This is a genomic window from Klebsiella terrigena, from assembly GCF_006539725.1.
Taxonomy (GTDB): Bacteria; Pseudomonadota; Gammaproteobacteria; order Enterobacterales; family Enterobacteriaceae; genus Klebsiella; species Klebsiella terrigena.
The window spans coordinates 97,610-115,714 of record NZ_BJNO01000014.1 but is presented as its reverse complement, the minus strand read 5'-3'; the positions used below and the strand labels follow the sequence as shown (position 1 = coordinate 115,714).

Annotated in this window: 18 protein-coding genes and 1 pseudogene; 13 read left to right on the top strand and 6 right to left on the bottom strand. The window is 54.2% G+C overall.

Annotated elements, in window-relative coordinates:
• Window positions 1-22: 22 nt before the first annotated feature.
• Together lhgO and glaH are read right to left on the bottom strand one after the other, a co-directional pair.
• A complete protein-coding gene (gene lhgO, locus RTE01_RS16265) occupies window positions 23-1,291 on the bottom strand; it encodes an L-2-hydroxyglutarate oxidase (RefSeq protein ID WP_134525275.1) in 1,269 nt (422 codons plus the stop codon).
• Window positions 1,292-1,318: 27 nt separating this feature from the next.
• On the bottom strand, window positions 1,319-2,296 hold the full coding sequence (gene glaH, locus RTE01_RS16260; protein WP_134525276.1) for a glutarate dioxygenase GlaH: 978 nt from the start codon (window positions 2,294-2,296) through the stop codon (window positions 1,319-1,321).
• A 273-nt stretch (window positions 2,297-2,569) separates the two neighbouring features.
• Here glaH and RTE01_RS16255 point away from each other — a divergent pair, with 273 nt between their 5' ends.
• The 5 genes from RTE01_RS16255 to RTE01_RS16235 all read left to right on the top strand — a co-directional run bounded on the left by RTE01_RS16255 (window position 2,570) and on the right by RTE01_RS16235 (window position 7,703).
• Complete coding sequence (locus RTE01_RS16255) at window positions 2,570-2,902, top strand: nuclear transport factor 2 family protein (protein ID WP_041144189.1); 333 nt, start codon at window positions 2,570-2,572, stop codon at window positions 2,900-2,902.
• Window positions 2,903-3,309: 407 nt separating this feature from the next.
• The gene (locus tag RTE01_RS16250; RefSeq protein WP_041144190.1) at window positions 3,310-4,353 is read left to right on the top strand and encodes a TRAP transporter substrate-binding protein; all 1,044 of its coding nucleotides are present in this window, start codon (window positions 3,310-3,312) and stop codon (window positions 4,351-4,353) included.
• Between the two features lie 74 nt (window positions 4,354-4,427).
• A complete protein-coding gene (locus tag RTE01_RS16245) occupies window positions 4,428-6,302 on the top strand; it encodes a TRAP transporter large permease (RefSeq protein ID WP_134525277.1) in 1,875 nt (624 codons plus the stop codon).
• A 170-nt stretch (window positions 6,303-6,472) separates the two neighbouring features.
• Window positions 6,473-7,237, top strand: a complete 765-nt coding sequence (locus RTE01_RS16240; RefSeq protein WP_041144192.1) for an SDR family NAD(P)-dependent oxidoreductase — start codon at window positions 6,473-6,475, stop codon at window positions 7,235-7,237.
• 46 nt (window positions 7,238-7,283) lie between these two features.
• The gene (locus tag RTE01_RS16235) at window positions 7,284-7,703 is read left to right on the top strand and encodes an RbsD/FucU family protein (RefSeq protein WP_134525278.1); all 420 of its coding nucleotides are present in this window, start codon (window positions 7,284-7,286) and stop codon (window positions 7,701-7,703) included.
• 55 nt (window positions 7,704-7,758) lie between these two features.
• On the opposite strand, the gene RTE01_RS16230 is transcribed toward RTE01_RS16235, so the two are convergent.
• The gene (locus tag RTE01_RS16230) at window positions 7,759-8,826 is read right to left on the bottom strand and encodes a LacI family DNA-binding transcriptional regulator (RefSeq protein WP_227503272.1); all 1,068 of its coding nucleotides are present in this window, start codon (window positions 8,824-8,826) and stop codon (window positions 7,759-7,761) included.
• A 173-nt stretch (window positions 8,827-8,999) separates the two neighbouring features.
• Window positions 9,000-9,755, bottom strand: a complete 756-nt coding sequence (locus tag RTE01_RS16225; protein ID WP_255313535.1) for a helix-turn-helix domain-containing protein — start codon at window positions 9,753-9,755, stop codon at window positions 9,000-9,002.
• Window positions 9,756-9,867: 112 nt separating this feature from the next.
• On the opposite strand from RTE01_RS16225, the gene RTE01_RS16220 reads away from it, so the two are divergent.
• From RTE01_RS16220 to RTE01_RS16185, 8 genes and pseudogenes are all read left to right on the top strand, one after another.
• A complete protein-coding gene (locus RTE01_RS16220; protein WP_134525279.1) occupies window positions 9,868-10,260 on the top strand; it encodes a nuclear transport factor 2 family protein in 393 nt (130 codons plus the stop codon).
• 368 nt (window positions 10,261-10,628) lie between these two features.
• A complete protein-coding gene (locus RTE01_RS16210; RefSeq protein ID WP_041144196.1) occupies window positions 10,629-10,886 on the top strand; it encodes a YjhX family toxin in 258 nt (85 codons plus the stop codon).
• A 76-nt stretch (window positions 10,887-10,962) separates the two neighbouring features.
• Entirely contained in the window at window positions 10,963-11,709 is a 747-nt protein-coding gene (locus RTE01_RS16205; protein WP_041144197.1) for an SAM-dependent methyltransferase, read from the top strand.
• 395 nt (window positions 11,710-12,104) lie between these two features.
• Window positions 12,105-12,440, top strand: a complete 336-nt coding sequence (locus tag RTE01_RS16200; RefSeq protein WP_134525281.1) for a DUF1294 domain-containing protein — start codon at window positions 12,105-12,107, stop codon at window positions 12,438-12,440.
• A gap of 114 nt (window positions 12,441-12,554) precedes the next feature.
• Window positions 12,555-12,697 (top strand): annotated as a pseudogene (locus RTE01_RS26625) (Bcr/CflA family drug resistance efflux transporter); the annotation flags it as partial.
• A 107-nt stretch (window positions 12,698-12,804) separates the two neighbouring features.
• Complete coding sequence (locus RTE01_RS16195; protein ID WP_134525282.1) at window positions 12,805-13,320, top strand: anti-virulence regulator CigR family protein; 516 nt, start codon at window positions 12,805-12,807, stop codon at window positions 13,318-13,320.
• 252 nt (window positions 13,321-13,572) lie between these two features.
• Window positions 13,573-13,791, top strand: coding sequence for a DUF7661 family protein (locus tag RTE01_RS16190; RefSeq protein ID WP_041147529.1), 219 nt, complete (start codon window positions 13,573-13,575; stop codon window positions 13,789-13,791).
• Between the two features lie 160 nt (window positions 13,792-13,951).
• The gene (locus RTE01_RS16185) at window positions 13,952-14,962 is read left to right on the top strand and encodes a LacI family DNA-binding transcriptional regulator (RefSeq protein ID WP_041144200.1); all 1,011 of its coding nucleotides are present in this window, start codon (window positions 13,952-13,954) and stop codon (window positions 14,960-14,962) included.
• Window positions 14,963-15,182: 220 nt separating this feature from the next.
• Here RTE01_RS16185 and RTE01_RS16180 read toward each other — a convergent pair whose 3' ends face one another.
• Window positions 15,183-16,538, bottom strand: coding sequence for a NosD domain-containing protein (locus tag RTE01_RS16180; protein ID WP_134525283.1), 1,356 nt, complete (start codon window positions 16,536-16,538; stop codon window positions 15,183-15,185).
• Window positions 16,539-16,605: 67 nt separating this feature from the next.
• Window positions 16,606-18,039, bottom strand: a complete 1,434-nt coding sequence (locus RTE01_RS16175; protein ID WP_134525284.1) for a glycoside-pentoside-hexuronide (GPH):cation symporter — start codon at window positions 18,037-18,039, stop codon at window positions 16,606-16,608.
• Between the last annotated feature and the right edge of the window lie 66 nt (window positions 18,040-18,105).

Sequence of the window (18,105 nt, the reverse complement as noted above, 5' to 3'; positions counted from 1 at the left end):
ATAGTGTCCTGTTTCAAAGCGTTTAACGGGTGTATTCGGCAAGCACGGAGTAGGCGCTACGGGCGGCGCGCAGGCTGCGGCCGGGGTTGTGCTGGCGGGCGAGCAGCGCCTGTACTTTGCCGACGATATGCGCCCCGATGGGCAGAGCCGATGTGGCCGCCGGGGAGGGCGCATTGCAGGTATGAATGGAGCGCGCGGTGGTGACGAACAGAAAATCGTCGATCAGCCTGCCGTGCGGAGAAACCGCCTGTGCGCGGACGCCCGCAGGCCACGGCTGGAGATCCTGCAGAGCGAGGCTCGGGCAGTACTTTTGTACCAGCCGCAAATAGCCGCCTTTGCACAGGGAGTTTTTCATTTCGCCTAAGCCCGATCGCAGGTTGCCCTGCAGCACGCGACGAATAGCGGGCGAACCGAGGATTTCCAGCGTATCGGAGAGTGAAAAATCGCGTTTGCGATAGCCTTCACGCTTCAGGGCGAGCACCGCATTCGGGCCCACGGTCACGCTGCCGTCAATCATACGGGTGAGGTGGACCCCGAGAAACGGCATTGCCGGGTCGGGTATCGGGTAGATCAGATGATTCACTATCTGGTTATGCTGAGGCGCCAGGCGGAAATACTCCCCACGAAACGGGCAGATAATAAAACCGGGATCGACGCCGAGCATTTTGACCACCCTGTCGGCCATCAGGCCGCTACAGCTCACTAAGGTGGCGGCTTCAAACTCCTGTCCCTGTTTAGTGTAGACGACCACGCCGGCGGCGTGCTCTTTCAGGGCGCTGACCTCGGCGGCGTAGACAATTTCCCCGCCGCCGGCGACGAAGGTTTTCGCCATCGCCTCGGTAACTTCGCGATAGCTGACAATCCCGCTGGCGGGGACAAAAATGGCGCCGGTGCCGGTAATATTCGGCTCCCGCTCGCGCAGCGCCTCCGCGCTAAGCCATTCGCGCTGCAGGCCGTTGGCCGCGGTGCGATCCCACAGCGCCCGCATCCGCGCCATCTCCAGCGGCGAGGTGGCGACCAGCATTTTTCCGCAGACGTCATAGCGGATGCCGTGCCGCTGGCAAAAGGCTTTAGTCGCCCGATTGCCGGCAAGGCAGAACTGCGCTTTGAGGCTCCCGGGAGTGTAGTAGACTCCGGCATGAATCACGCCGCTATTGCGACCGGTCTGATGACAGGCCGGCGCGGACTCTTTCTCCAGCAGCACAACTCTGGCGTCCGGGTAGACCTCCCGCAGCTGCATGGCGGTCGACATGCCGATAATGCCGCCGCCAATAATCACAAAATCATACATCCACGCGGTTCCTTCGACTGATAGCGCTTACTGATGGGGCCGGCAGCGGTGGTCGGCATCGCTGATGTAGCCGCGCTGGCGCATCAGCTCCCGGCGCAGATCCGGATGCGCGGTAAAGCGGTCGCGGCCGTGCAGCCAGAACAGATTGTTAATCAACAGCAGTTTGCCCACCGGCACCGGAACGGAGAGGATGTTCTGGCTGTTTTCCAGGGCATCGGACAGGTCGCTTAGCCAGATGCCTTCGGCAAAATCTTTTGGCTGCACGAACTGATCGATATAGCGCATCACCGGGCGGCCCTGGCGGTCGACGTCGAATACCGGGTGGAAGACGTCGTGGCTGACGTTTTTGCTCGGCGGCGCGGCCCAGCGCATCGGGTGACGGGCCAACGGATGGCTGAAATAGCGCTCCAGATGCTCCCAGTCGTCAAGATGCAGCAGCAGGGAGTTTCCGCCCTGCATATGCTGCTCGTCGATTTTCATCATCAGCACGTAGTCGGTGATCTCTTCGACGTAGGTTCCGTCGTTATGCAGCTCCATGACGCGATGCGGCTGTCGCAGGTAGCTGTCTGAACTATCGACGTTAGTCACCACAAAGCGGGCGTAGTATTGGCCGCTCATGGCGTCGTAGTTGGAGCGGCCAATCAGGTGGGCAACCGCCGTTGCCAGCTTTACCATCTCATCGGCCTGGGCCACGCTATCGATTCCTTCCGCGCCGATCAGCAGCGCCCCCTGACGGCGATCCAGCAGGGTGTCGTACAGCAGCGGCTGCAGCTGGCCGGCGCAGAGATCGTCGAGGACCCTGGCGATTTTAAAGCGCAGGAAGGATTTATATTCCAGCGCCTGCACCGGCCACTGCGCGGCCTGCTGCATAAACAGGCGGGCAGTCTGCGCGGAAAAGGTGAGCTCCAGCAGCCGCGGCGAGTGGGCCGAGGGGGAGATGGTGAACCCGCCGTCGCTGCGGGCACTATCGTCGGGATGAGGTTTTACGGCAGTGAACGTATTCATCAGAATCGATCCTCGCGGTAGGGTCTGGCGCGGCGCTATTAATTTCGTCGCCATAACTTAAAAATATCTACATTTTTAAAAGGTGCGCATTTATTGCGCTGATTGTTTATTTTTTGTGATCCGGGGCGTTAAAAGAGAGCCGTTTGTGCAGCGGGGTCATTGGACGTGAAGAAGAGCGCTGGCGGGTATAAGTGACAAAAATAGGGGTTGGTATTTGAATAAAAATTCAGTTATTGTGCATTTATAATTACTTATAGTGGAAAGGAAAGCGTCATGGAATGCCCGGTGGAGAAGCAGTTTAAGGCCTACAACGCCCACGATATTAATCAATTTATTGCCTGCTTTTCCGAAGATTTCAAAGCGTACCGCATGCCAGCGGAAAGCCCCACGATGATCGGCATTCCGGCGTTAAGGGAGTTTTACGTCAACCAGCGTTTTAACGTTGCTGAACTGCGGGCGGAGCTTATTTTCCGTACCGTTCTCGGCAATAAGGTTTTCGACCACGAGCTGATTTACGGACTCTCCGCGGAGCCGATTGAGAGTATGGCGGTTTTTGAGGTTGAGAATCAGCTTATTAAGACCGCCTGGTTTTACTTTGCCGCCTGACGCTCCTCGCCGGTGAGGAGAGCCAGCCGCGCTATTTTCGCCAGCGGATAGCCGCCGGCGCGGTGGGGCCAAACGCTCTGCCGCTGGTGCCGGGCCGTCGCGGCGCCACACTCTCTCCCTCTCCCTTCCTCCCTCTCTGCGCTAAACAGTGACTAAACAGCCACGACCTGCTTTTCACTGTGTAACACCCGGGCGCAAATTAGCGATGTCCGCCACAAAAATCACATCTCATCCGCCAGGATCCCGTTAAGCACCTTGCTTTTAGCCAGGGCGCCGGATAGTTTCTGTAACGTTACACTAAAACGTTACAGTAGAATCGTGAAGCTACTTTTTTGTTTAACTCCCCCGCCGATTCAGCAAGGCCTGAGAGGGTGACATCTATCTCAACGGGACGTGAAAGGATAACGATGATGAAAATGAAACCGTTTTGTTCAGTAAGTCGTATTTTTGCCGTTGCATGTTTGGGCACGGCCCTGTTAGCCGGCAGCGCCGTGACCTCTTTGGCCCATGCGGCGCTTAATTTTCGGGTCTACTCTTCGCTGCCCGCGGATGAATCCTCGGCCCACTACATCTGGTTCAGCCGCTTTCAGGAAAACCTGAATAACAATGAAAAACTGAAAGGGCAGATCAAGCTGAACTATTTTCCCAACGGCATGCTGGGGAAAGAGGCGGACGCCACCCAGCAGGTACGCATTGGCGCAATTAATATGATGATCTCCGGGACCTCCATTTGGGCCACGCTGGTCCCTGAAATTGGCGTCCTGGATCTCGGCTACTTATTTAAAGATTACGCGCAGGTCGGCAAAACACTCGACGGCAAAGCAGGTGAAAAGCTGGCGGCTTTAATGATGAATAAGGCTAACGTGATGGTGCTGGGTTACGGCTATAACCTCGGCGCGCGCAATATTTACACCAAGAAGGTTATTGAAAAACCTGAAGATTTAAAAAATCTCAAAATCCGCGTTTTGCCGGTGCCCAACTTTATCGCCACCCTGAACCATATGGGGGCGGTGGCGATTCCGATGCCGGGAGGAGAAGTCTATTCGAGCCTGCAGATGGGGGTGATTGACGGCGTAGAGCACGATGCCCCGACGATCTACTCGAGTAAATATTATGAAATTGTCAAAAATGGCACTCTGACCCGCCATAGCTACAACCCGCTGATGATCGCCATGAACAAGAAAAGCTTCGAGCAGATCCCGGCGGAGCTGCGCGGCGAGGTGCTGGCCGCGGCAAAAGAGGCGACCGACTACGAACGCCTGCAGGCCGGTAAAAAAGAGCAGGAGGCCATTAAGAACCTCGAGGCGAAGGGCGTAACCTTCCGCGAAACCGATCGCCGCTATTTCTATCAGCAGGTGCAGCCGGTGTGGCAGGCATTCCTTGGCCAGTACCCGGATATGAAACCTATCGTTGATGAGATTACCGCCGCGGCGCCGGAGAGCCAGCAGTAGCGGGGAGCGTCGGCTCGCCCGCCCTTCGCGGCGAGCCTGTGATGATATCCATGACCTTACACAGAGAGTTCAAGATGGCTGATATCTCTATTAAAGCAAAGGATGAGTGCGTCGCGCTGGCGCTGCTCGGCAGGCTAAGTCGATTTTTGACGACCCTGACCGCCTGGGCCGGGGCGCTGGTGCTGTTTATCAACGTGCTGGTGGTTTTCGCCTCCGTTATCTGGCGCTATGCGCTGCACTCCCCGATTCACTGGGCGGAAGAGGTGGCGCGGGCGCTGATGATTGCGCTGGTATTTTTTGGTGTCGCAACGTCGACGGCAAGAGGGGGGCATATCGGCGTCGATTTGTTCCTGCGCTTTCTGCCGCAGCACGTTCGGCCGTACGTGGTGCACGCCAGCCGCTGGATCCTGTTCCTGGTGTCCGTCGGGCTGGTTGTCTCCAGCTATGACCTGGTTCAGGCCGCGCGGGTGCAGACCACCGAAACCGGTTTACCGCAGGTCATCTACGTGATCCCGGTGCTGATTGGCTCGCTGGTGATGATGGTCGCCGCGCTGGAGCTGGCCTTACGTGAACGCGCCAGGGTCGTGCTGCTCAGCGGCGCCGGGATCCTCGCGCTCGCCGCGCTTGGCTACGTCAAGCTGTCGCTGATGGCCGACCCGGCCAGCGCGGCGGCGGGGCTGATGCTTATCTGCTTCGTCCTCGGTATTCTCGCCGGCGTGCCGATCGCCTTCACCCTCGGCATGTCGGCGATGGTGTTCTTTATCTGCGATCCGTCGCTGCCGTTTGTCTTCTTCTCCCAGCAGGTTGCGGCCGGGGTCGATCACTTTGTCCTGCTGGCGATCCCCTTCTTTTTGCTCGCCGGCGCGGCGATGGAGATCAACGGCATGTCCACGCGCCTCGTGGAGCTTATCGTGCGGGGTATGGGGCGCTTTCGCGGCGGTTTAAACATGACCACCGTCCTGTCGATGGCTTTCTTCTCGGGCATTTCAGGCTCCAAGCTGGCGGACGTCGCCGCGGTGGGCGGCGTGCTGATGCCGGCGGTACGACGGGCGAAGCAGGACGGAGAGGAGGCAGCCGGCGTTTTCGCCGCCTCGGCGGTGATGGCCGAAACCATTCCACCGTGCGTAAACCTGATCGTGATGGGCTTTGTAGCCAATATCTCAATCGGGGCGCTGTTTATTGCCGGCCTGGTGCCCGCGGCCTGTCTGCTGGTGCTGCTGATGATTGCCGCCAACCGCTTTGGCGGCAAAATTAACGTCAGCGAGGCCTATCCCGTACTGCGCCCGCGCGCTCAGCTCTATCTTGGCGCCGCCGTTGGGCTGGTGATGATCTTTATGATCGGTCGTGGCGTGATGATGGGGATCGCCACCTCGACCGAGATCTCCGCCTTTGCGGTGATCTACGCCATCGTGGTCGGCCGGCTGGCTTTTCGCGAGCTGACGTTTAAGGCCACGGTGAAGATGTTTATTGATATCGCCGCGATGTCCGGGGTGCTGCTGTTTATCGTCGCCTGCGCCACCAGCCTCTCCTATGCGCTGACCATACAGATGATCCCGCAGCAAATCGCCGGGCTGCTGGTCGGTATTGGCGTTGAGCAGGGGGCCTGGCTGTTCCTGCTGCTCACCATCGTGATTTTGATTATCTTCGGCGCGGTGCTGGAAGGCGCGCCGGCCCTGATTATCTTTGCCCCGATTCTGGTGCCGATTGCCGTGCAGCTTGGATTCAATCCGCTGCATTTCGGCATCGTCATGATTCTGGCAATGGGCTTTGGGCTATTTTCACCGCCCATTGGGCTGGGCCTATATACCACCTGCGCCATCTGCGGCGTGGAGATGAAGCACGTGATCCGGCCGATGGCGAAATACCTGGCGGTGGTTCTGGTCGGCATCATTATCGTGGCGATGGTGCCACCGTTAACCACCTGGCTGCCGGGTCTGGCGGGTTACTAAGCGTTGCGTTAATCGAGTACAAGGCGGCGGCACCGTTGCTATGCCGCCGAAATAATTATCCGCAAGCTGAAATTGACTATGCCTGGGGCAGGGACGTCCACGTTCCAAAATTGCCCGAGGCGATAAATATTATTTTCTGGTGCGATGAGTCTGAATAACAGGAGTCTGAAATGGGATTGTTAACGGCAAAAAAAGTATTTATTACCGGTGCTGAACAGGGTATTGGAAAAGAGACCGCAAGAAAATTAATTGAGGCGGGATGCGATATTTATATTCACTATTTCAGCGGCGAAGAGGGGCCCAAAGAGCTGATGGCGATTGCCGAACAAAAAGGGCGCAAAGCGGCCTGCGGCCGTGCCGATTTAACCGATGAGGCGGACGCCGCCCGCTGCGTGGCGGAGGCGGCAGAGTTTTTAGGCGGTATCGATATTTTGATCAACAACGTCGGCGGCATCATCGGGCGCAAGTGGCTCGGCGAGATTGACGCCCACTTCTGGCGGACCGTTATTGACGTCAATATGACCACCATGCTCAACGTGACCCAGCAGGCGCTGCCGTGGCTGAAGAGCGCCGCGAACGGCGCCAGCATCGTCAATCTGGCCTCGCTGGCCGGGCGCTCCGGCGGGCACTCGGGTTCGCTGGTCTACTCTACGACGAAAGGCGCGGTGCTGACGTGGACGCGATCGCTTGCCGCCGAGCTGGGGGAGTTTGGCATTCGGGTCAACGCGGTCGCCCCGGGCCTGATTCTGGGAACGCGTTTCCATAACCAGCACACCACCCAGGAATCTGCCGATCGCACGGTCCAGGAGATCCCGCTGGGCCGGGCGGGCACGCCGGAGGATGTCGCGAGAGCCATCTGTTTCCTTGCCTCCGAATACGATGGCTTTATTTCCGGGGCGACAATTGACATAAACGGCGGTATTTACCGGGCATAGCGGAAAGCCGGGCGGTTAACGCCGCCCGTATTACGAGAGCGTATTGATGATTAAATCCGATATTATCCATCCTGATTTACTCCAGGCGCTGGCGCTGTGCGGGCATAAGGCCAATATTCTTATTGCCGATGCTAATTATTCTATTTTGACCAACAGCGCAGCGCAGGCGCGGATTGTGTACCTGAACTTTTCTCCCGGCTTAATTGGCAGCGTGACGATCCTGCAAAAAATTCTTGGCTATATTAGCGTTGAAAAAGCGACGCTGATGGCCAGCCCGCCCGAGTTTGATAATACTATTGCGCGCGAATATCGCCAGGTTCTGACGCAGACGACCGAGCTTGAATATATTGAGCGCAACGCCTTTTACGCACAGGCAAAATCATCGGATACGCTGTTGGTCATCGCGTCTGGCGAAACCCGACGCTTTGCCAATATTCTGCTCACCGTCGGGCCGACGCTGGTATGAAAAAAAGAGAAGCGCCCCGGGCGCTTCTCTTTTACCGCAGCGGAACGCGCCTGCTTCAGGACGCGGGCGCCTCGCGTACCGATTGCCGACGGACCAGCGCGGGAGGGAACAGAAACTCGGCGGGCGAAAGCGTCGGGTTCTCTATCCGCTCAATTAACCGCTCGACCATCACCTCGGCCATCTCTGCCAGCGGCGGCATGATGGAGGTCAGCCCGGGATAAACCAGCCCGGAGAGCGGGATATTATCAATGCCGATAATCGAGATCTCCCCGGGAACGCTGATCCCGGCCTCGTGCAGGCCGGCCATCAGCCCAATGCCCAGCGCGTCGTTAATGGCGACCACCCCGTCAGGACGCTGCGACTGCTGGCAGATCTTTTTCGCCAGCGAGCGGCCCAGCTCGGTCATTTCCGTGTCGCCGTAGGCCGCCATGGTTTGCTCTTCGACAATCATCCCGTCGTAATAGAGGCCGTGGCGGCGCACCGCGCTAAGAAAGCCTTCAATTTTGTGCGCCCGGCTGGAGGTCATGCCGGCGACGGTGGTAAAGATCAGGCGCCGACATCCGCGGGCGATAAGATGCTCGGCGGCCATGCGGCCTGCTTCGATGTTATCCATAGAGACGCTGTCGAGCGCCAGGCCGCCGGATTCAGCCCCGGTGGGCATCCGGCTGTCATAGTTGACCATCATCATGCCCTGCGCGGCGGCCTGGGCAAAATGCGGCTTTTCAATGTCGCAGGCGGCGACGATGATCCCGCGCACGCCGTGGGCAAACATATCGGCAATAAAGGCCTCTTCTTCTTCGATCTGCCGATAGGTATTGCCGATCAGCACCCGATAGAAGCGTTTTTTCGCCGCCAGATCCACTTCGCGCACCAGCGAGGCAAAGCTGGGGTTAACGATCGAAGGCACCAGCAGACCGATCATTTTTGCCTGCCCCGTTTTTAGCTGCTGGGCGACCCGATTCGGCAGGTAGTTCAGCGCCTGCATGCTGTGCTGGATACGCGCCAGGGTTTCAACGCGCATCTGATCGGTGCGCCCGTTGAGCACGTTGGATACGGTACTCACCGACACGCCGGCGTGCTTTGCGACATCACGAATGTTTGCCATACATCTCCTTTGCAGCAATTTGTGAATGGCAGAGTCTTCGTCGCCTTCAGCATCGCTTTTTTGATGGGATTCATAAACTACAGCGGTTTAGTGTAACGTTACAGTTAGCGCTGTCAATGGCGTAATACCGCCGCTAAACCGGGGCGTTAGCCGGCTTTTTCGCGGCACTATCCCGCCGGGACGAGCGAGCGCTAGCCGCCGGCGAGGGGGGATTTAGCGCTGGCGAGCTGAAGCTGGCCGGGCGTGCGGCCAAAGCGTTCGCGAAATACCTCGATAAAGGCGCTGACGTTGGCGTAGCCGCTGCGCGCGGCGACCTCAGCGATCGGCTCCCTTGCCAGCACCCACTGGAGCGACGTGACCACCTTCGCCTGCTGTCGCCACTGGCAAAAGCTCAGGCCGGTTTGTTCGCGGAACAGGCGGCTGAGAGAGCGAACGCTGAGGCCCCAGCGCTGGGCCAGCTGCGTCTGGGTCAGCGGGCTGTCCGGATGGGCGAGCAGCTGGTCGGCAACGTTACGCGCGCGGCGATCGGTCGGCAAAAGCAGCTGCAGCGGAAGCTCGACCGCATTGGCGATTTCAGCCGCCAGCAGCGACAGCAGGCTGGGCGAGTAATCTGCGGGAAAGCCCGGCCGGGGACCGGCGCACAGGCGCTCCAGCAGAGCCTGAATGAAGCTATCGGCACCGTAGATCCCGGGCGTTGGCGGCAGCCCCGCGCCGGTCGATGCGTGAAGGTAGAGGCTTGTCCCGCTGAGCTGGCCCGGCACCTGGGCCCTGTGGCGAAGGCCGGCGGGAAACCATCCCACGGAGCCCGGCGTGACCGTCCACTGCGCCTGCTCGGTCTCAACGACCATGATGCCGCTTGTAAGCCAGTAGAACTGACCGCCGTCATGCTCGTGCCACTCGGTGACGTGGCCTCGCTGATAATCAAAGGTTTCGATGCGCATCATCATGGCTGATTGGCCGTATATCATGTCTGAATACGGTTATCGTACCACGGCCGCGATCCTCTAACCTTCATTCAACCCGGCGTTGCGCGACGACATACACCCATTAAGGAAGCAAATGAGCAAAGAAACCCAGATCGTTATTGATGCCCTGCGCGAAATCATTACGAACCCTCAGCATGAGGAGGAAAAGATTGCCCGCTATTTCTCCCCTGACTATCAGCAGCAGGTGGATGGCAAGCGCCTCGACTACCAGGGCTTCGTCGGGCATATGGCGTTATTAAAAACGCTGACGAGCAGAATGAGCCTCTCGGTTTTGGCCATTGTCGGCGATGGGAATACGGTGTTCACTCATCACCATGTCAAAGTGGATAAAAAGAGCGGCCAGCGGAGCGAAATTGCGGTGATGGCGCGTTTTACCCTGGCATCCGGGCGCATCCTGCGCTGCGATGAGCTTACTCACCTTCTCGTTGGGGAACTGGAGGATCGCGATTTAGGCAGCCGCGGTTAGTGAGGCGGCCAGGGCGGCTTTTCATATTGCGTTTTGTATGAAGAGGGTATTTATCATGAAGCCTGTACCGCAATAAAGATCGCGTTTACCCATTGCAGGCGCCACGGCCGGCAGAATAGTGAGCTTTTACAAATAACTGAGATCACACTTTTCCGCCTCGCGGATATCCCTTTTAAAACGACGTGTTATTATTCATCCGGTAAATACCTTTCAACTCAACCCGAGGCTTTGATGCTGGAGAATGTAATCATCCGATAATCAGCTTCCCGACCTTTTCAGGCCGGACTGATTATCAATGCGCTGAAATCGAATGCGGACACCGCGGTGTGTTTGCACGTTTTGCACATGATGATTAAAGGTTTTTCAGTATGAATTTATCCCGTCAGGAACAACGTACCTTACACGTTCTCGCCAAAGGTGGACGTATTACCCACGTCCGCGATACTTCAGGCCGCGTCACTTCCGTTGAATGCTACAGCCGTGAAGGGCTGCTGCTTAGCGACTGCACGCTCGCCGTGTTTAAAAAACTTAAAACGAAAAAGCTGATCCGCTCCGTTAACGGTCAGCCTTACCGCATCAATACCACCGGGCTGAACAACGTTCGCGCCCAGTTGGATAATCGCTAAGGAGAGCGCCGTGAAAAATCACCGCCCGACTCTTATAGAAGCATCGATGAAACGGAACGACAGCAGGGACCCTGCAATGGATATTCCACGTATTTTTACCATCAGCGAAAGCGCCCACCGTATTCATAATCCGTTTACGGCGGAGAAGTACACCACCCTCGGCAACGTATTGCGGATGCGGCCAGGCACGCGGGTGCTTGACCTCGGCAGCGGCTCGGGCGAAATGCTCTGCACCTGGGCACGCGACTATGGCATTACCGGTTCTGGCATCGACATGAGCAGGTTATTCAGCGAACAGGCGAGGTGCCGCGCTGAGGAGCTTGGTGTTGCCGGGCAGGTCGATTTTATTCATAACGATGCTGCCGGTTTTGTTGCGCAAGAAAAATACGATGTGGTGGGCTGCGTGGGTGCCACCTGGATTGCCGGAGGCGTCGCCGGAACGATCGCGCTGCTGGCAAAAAGTCTTAAACCCGGCGGCATCATGCTTATTGGGGAGCCGTACTGGCGTCAACTGCCGGCGACGGAAGAGATCGCTAAAGCCTGCGGCGTCGCAGCCGTGCATGATTTTCTATCCCTTCCTGAGCTGGCCGGCTCTTTCGACGAGCTCGGATACGATGTGGTGGAAATGGTGCTGGCAGACCAGGAAGGTTGGGACAGATATGAAGCGGCGAAATGGCTCACTATGCGGCGCTGGCTGGAGGACAATCCGGACGATGACTTTGCCGGGGAAGTCCGACGGGAGCTAACGATATCGCCTCAACGCCATGTCACCTTCACCCGGGAATACTTTGGTTGGGGCGTGTTTGCGCTAATGCAGCGGTAAGATCGTTCGGCCGGTATCGCAGAAGAGGTGATACCGGCTTTTCATCAACCTTGTCGCGCGTCACTATCCTCTTTAGCGCATTTTTCTCTCGCTATTAAGATGAGTAACGGTAGCGGTCGGCAGCTGCGTCTACGCATCTGGGATCGTTAAAGCAACGTACTTTCAGCGGGGCCTGATGCAGTCCAGCGGTAGTTAAGGTGAAGACTATTGCGCTGCTGATAAACATAACTTATCTATAAATTGCCGGGGAGCGGATGCTACTGGCTGGAGCTCGGCGGCCGTTTGTCAGCGGCGTGGAGAGCCCGGATGATTGTCGCCTACTCCAGGATACTGCCCGGGGCAGGTATCGGGTATAGTAGCCTCCTGTTTCAGCTTATAAATGTTATCCCTCGCCAATGAACCTCAATCGCTTTTGTTATCTTCTTCTCGGCTTAGCGGCGCTGGTCTGCTTATTTCTTCCCCATCCTTTGGCTATATGGTTCTTACTTGTTAACGCGCTGACGCTGGCGATTTATGGCGTCGATAAAATGGCGGCCCGCAGGGCCTGGCGCAGAGTCCCGGAAATGACGTTGCTTATTTTTGGGCTGGTGGGCGGATGGCCGGGGGCGATAGTGGGCCAGCAGCTCTTTCGCCATAAGACGCAAAAGCAGCCCTTTCGGCGTCATTTTTTTATCAGCGTAATATTGAACGTTGGGGTAATGGCGGTGATATATCGCGTCTTCCTGTTCTGAGGCCAGCGAAGCATTCATGAATGCTGCTCATAATGCCTATCCTCCTGCCTGCCATTATCCGCAGGCACAAACCGGTTAACATGCGTCTATCTCATTATATCCGGACGGATCATCATGCTGAGTCCACAGGCACGAACGCGGTCAGCGCCGGCTAAAAAGCCACGCTTGCCTTTGTACTTATTCTCAGCGCATTAATGGCGGTCACGTCCTTATCAACCGACCTCTATCTCCCCGCCATGCCCGTCATGGCGCAAGATTAAGCCGTCCATGGGAAAATATTTAGAAATAAGAAATCATGAGATTGTTAGGTTTATAGCTCTGACATATCTTCAAAGTGTGTTTCTACACTACAGGAATGAACATCATGTTTAAGCGTCGCACTCTTCAAACTGCACTGGCGGCGGTTATCTCTCTGGCGGTCCTCGCCTCACCGGTTTTTGCAAACCCAGGTAATGGTGGTGGGCAAAGCAATGGTGGCGCTAATCACGGTAATAGTGGTAACCATGGCAACAGCGGAAAAAGCGCGGACAACGGGAATAAAGGTCAAAGTAACGAAAAATCGAATGAGGCTCATGGGAAGCGCAAGAATTACGGTAAACCAGACCATGTCGACGCCGATATCAGCTTCTCTCGTGCTCGCTCATATGCGGTAAATTATGGTCTTGTCGGCTATAAGGCGCTCCCTCCGGGTATCGCTAAAAATGTCGTGCGAGGTAAACCATTACCTCCAGGTATTGCGAAGAAAACATTACCAGTATCAATGATTAACGATTTGCCATATTACCCGGGCTACGAATGGCGAGCCGTTGGCGATGATTTGGTGCTTGTTGCTTTAAGCACGGCCATTGTGACTTCCATCATTAACGGTGTTTTCGATTAAGACATCCTGTTTCCGTAAGCCCCGAATCTGCGGGGCTTTTTTATGCATCTGGTTCATGAATCATGTCCCTTGTCTGCTCCCGACACTTGCCTGCCTCTCGAAATATCCCCGACAGCGTTGAGCGAGGAGTGCATTGAGGCGTGGCGGCGTCTTGCCGTTCAGTTCGCTAAAACGAACGTCTTCGTTTTGCAGGGTGATTCAGCTAAGGTAGAAAAAGAAGGGGTCAATCGCGGGGGCTAAAAGAAGGTAATGATGCTGATTTATGATGTATTTGGCCGACATATAGGGGTTCAGCGTGAAGGTGAGCGCTGGCTGATATTTCGTGCTGACCTGACGGAGCGAAAGTTTTCCCGCCTGTATGAAGTCATTATTCCCGACGATCTTACCGAAACCGAGATTCCCGGCTGGCTGGATGATATTTTTCACGAGGCCGCGACGGAAAAGCATCCCGAGGTGAGGCGGATTGAATAACACAGGCGGCGTCAGGCCCGTCGTGGGTTCAGTCCAGGCCACTATCTGTGATCGTGGCCGTGAATTCATGTAACAACATAACATGGGATCTGCCCGACATTTTTTATCAGACACTTTTTTTACACTGCGTGTCACTAATGTAATCGGTAACATGCGAACCATGGCTTCAATCAGAGATGTAGCAACTAAGGCGGGTGTTTCAACCGCCACCGTATCCCGGGTGATTAATAATCATGCGAGCGTTACCATGGAAACTCGCCGTGCAGTGCATGAGGCGATGGATTTTCTCTGTTACGTTCCAAACAGAAACGCCGTACAGCTCAGTGGAAAATGTTCTGGATTGATAGGTGTGGTGGTACCTAATTTGATTAACCCGCATTTTTGCGAGTTGCTGGCCTCTCTCGAAGAGGAGGCTCGCTACGTGGGGAAGTCTGTGCTGGTTAAAACTCATCAAAACCAACCTTTTCATGACAAGCAGCTGGTAAAAACGCTAGTCAGCATGGGAATTGAGGCGCTGATTTGGGTGCCAACTGAGGCGGAGTCTTCTTTGTCTGAGTGGTTGCTGAGCACCGGTATTCATACTGCCGTGGTGACACAGACCTCCCGTTTCTTTAATTCGGTTTCGAACAACCAGGAGCGTGGTGCCGAGACCATCGCCGAGCATTTTTTTGATATCGGTCGTACCCGACCCGGCTTTATCGGCCAGGATGGCGTGGACAATCGCAAAATGTCCGCTTTTTGTAAGAAAGCCGTCAGCTACGGTTATAAGGTCGAAAAACAGCATGGCTACTGGATACCAAAAGGTGATGGCGAAATTAACCGTGGGCATATCCACTCACTGGATAATATCGTTGATAACATTATCTCTCTGGAGAAAAGAATAAACTGTCTGTTTATTTATAACGATGTCGCTGCAAGTTATGTCATCGAAAGACTCCGACTCAGAGGGGTTAATATTCCTGGGGATATCGCCGTGGCAAGTTTCGATAATACGATAATTGCACAAATGATGAATATTACCAGTATTGCTCAGCCCATTACTGAAATGGGCAAGCTGGCGTTTGAGTTAATCAACAGTACTGAAAAGAAAGAACATATCGACGCAATAGCATTAACTACCCGGCTTATTGTTCGTAGCAGCAGTCTGGATATGACAGTAACAAAAATATAGTTACGCACCTTTGGTTTAGCGGCTCTATTCACCTGATGATTCAATGTGGCTCGGGAGAATTAGCAGCTAAAACACCAGGGGGAATATAGTGCCAGGAGTCAGATTTATTTTTTAATTGCCATCATGTTCATCCATTAATGAATGTCTGGCAGGGTGGGATAAAATGGGTGTTCCTTCTGCACCCATTTTAAAATGACCATTCGTCATGAAATAATGATGCTTATATCCCCGGTACCGGGGTGGCTCTGAATGCATTGAGCGTTCTGTCGATGACAACCTGTGCATCACAACCAGAGTCCAGAATCGTGTTTTGCTGCGATTCTGCCTCTACCTTCACCATGACCACATCAAGTGACTGCAATGCATTGATCGTCAGCAAAGAGCCAACCTGTGCGTGGAAGCAGGAGTTCGCCGCCACGGTTTTCGTTTCAGAGGTTACAGTCGTGGGGACAATATGATTGTCCGAAATATAGTTCCCGTTGCCTGAGACAATACGCAATATGACAGGCCTGGCACCGGACGGCTTAATGTACTGTGCATCAATAGTTTCTGAGATATGGTTGGCAATAACTGAGTTATTATTCCCGCTAATATACAGCAGACCATATAGATCATCTAAACCATTATCGTAAGGTTGCATTGGCCCCCAGGGCTCACGCTCGCGTAAGAAATGGTTCGCAGAAACCAGGTTTTCGGAGCTGTTATCATCGAGAACCAGCATTCCCGGATAAAATGAGTGGAGCCGATTACTGGTAATCGTAGAACGTACCACGCCGGAAAAATGGATACTGCTGGAACCCCGGGGGAATACGTTGTTTGTCGCCACTAACAGGCCACCAAAGTTTTGTGCATAAATTGAATAGCCTTTATATCCAGCACCTATCAGGTTGTCGGTGATTTTTGAAGCCTGTCCTGACCCCCTGAGTTCAATACAGTTGCCGCATTCGGCAATGAAGTTATTATGTATCGACAACGCATCGGCATGATAACTGGTCACTCCATGTTCTAAATACACGATACCCATGCCGGTTATCCTGAATGAGTCCTGAGCACTTGCGATATAAATACCTGTTTTTCCATTGGTGTAGGTATTCTCTGGATCGTTGTGTCCTGAGCCATCATCGACAAAATGCAAACCGTCGATACAAAAATCAGCGAATTCAACCGAGCTGATACGTGGGTCTCCATCCCGTTGAACATAAAACGCCGCGCCCCTATATTCCTCATCCCCAGCGGTCGGAGAAAGATCTACCAGAATGCGGCTGCCTCCCGGCCACACTTCATGCCAGTTTGCTACGTCACTTTCTGGCGTATTAAAACGGATGCTCGAAGACGTGAAACCGTGGCCTGAGCCCATTATTTTAAGGTAACTGATGTCAACCACCACCTGAGTCGTGAGATGATAATCTCCTGGTGGAATATAAATGACCGCGCCGGGTTTTCCTCCATCATTAATATCAACGTCAGTTTGCCTTGCTTTAATGTTGGTGATGATACTGTTGATGACTTCGCCGATATCCTGATACGGATTGCCGATATTCCATTCCGTGACATCATAATAATTTTCGCTGGCCATTGTTTAATACTCCGTAATGATTAATGTAAAGTCGATACAAACTCGCTGACTGAATATTTTTAAAAAATTAATGTGCAGGTTGTCTGGTTGGTGTATCAGTAAATTCAGGTGCTTTATTTTTCCCGTTTTCCAGTTCGCGTTTTGCAAGATCGACTTTTATTTTTTCGATGAAGGCGTTATTTAGTTTGAAGTAACGCACCATAAATGCACTGATGAAATAGCTGACCATGGGTAATAACGAGAACATCATAATTATGCCCTGAATCGTCTGTGGATTTTGTTGCGGCTTATTGGCTATATAGCCGGTGTACGACAGGATCCAGGCAACGATCGCACCCGCTACCGCTAGCCCCATTTTCAGCATAAAAAGGTTGCCTGCGAAGGATATACCGGTCAGGCGTTTACCAAACTTCCAGTCGCCGTAGTCGTCAACATCGGACATCATGGCCCACAGAATAGGACCTGACTGGATTAAATGCAGAATATTAATGATGATAAACAGTGTTAACAGCGGCGTTAGCGATGCCGGATCGACAAACCACAATGCGAACGACAGAATACCGAGAATGATATTAATAATGCGGAATAGCTTAATTTTATCGAAACGATCGGTTAGTGGTTTAGCAATGGCGCTGCCCAGCATATTGCAGGCCACGCCAAGTGCCAGAAAGAAAGTGATAAACCCGACTGAGGCGTGCATCACATAGCTGGCGTAATAGATAGTGACTGCACCGCGAATAAAGGCCGGAAAGACGTTTAGGAAGGTGATTGAAATCATCAGCACCCATTGGTCATTTTTGGCGATATCTTTCAGATCTCGCCATAGCGAGTCATTTGCTTTCACCGCAACAACGCGCTCCTTAATGCTGGAGAAGCAAAATAGAAACATTAAGGTGGCCGCTCCTCCCATGATCATCATCGTCATCTGGAAACCGGATGCGCGGTTTCCATCGCCCAACCAGTCGGTAAGGGGCAAGATAGCAGAAGAGACGATAAGCGTTGCCAGGCCGTTTAAGAAGAAGCGCCATGAAAGGCAGCCCATGCGCTCTTTTTGGTTAAGCGTAATCACACCCGCAACCGAGCAATAGGGAATATTTATCGCGGTGTAGATCATTGACATAACCAGGTAAGTAACCCAGGCATAGAGAATTTTTCCGTCCATACTCAGGTCTGGCGTAGTAAACATCACCGCAGCTCCCAGGCCAAACGGCAATGCCATCCACAGCAGCCATGGCCGGAATTTACCCCATCTGCTTTTGGTGCGGTCGCACACGGCGCCCATGAGCGGATCGATAAAAGCATCGAAAATACGGATGACCAGGAATAATGTACCGACGACTCCGGCATCTAAGCCGTAGACATCGGTATAAAACCAGGTCAGATAAAGCGCCAGCACGCTCCAAATCATACAAGATCCTGCGTCACCCATGCCGTAGCCGACCTTCTCTCTCAGGCTCAGCTTTTCATAAGCGCTCTGCTTTTCAATAACTGAAGCAGACATAAGCACACCTCTTTATTGCACTGTCAGGAATACACAGCACCGGCCATTACAGCCTGCGCTAACGAA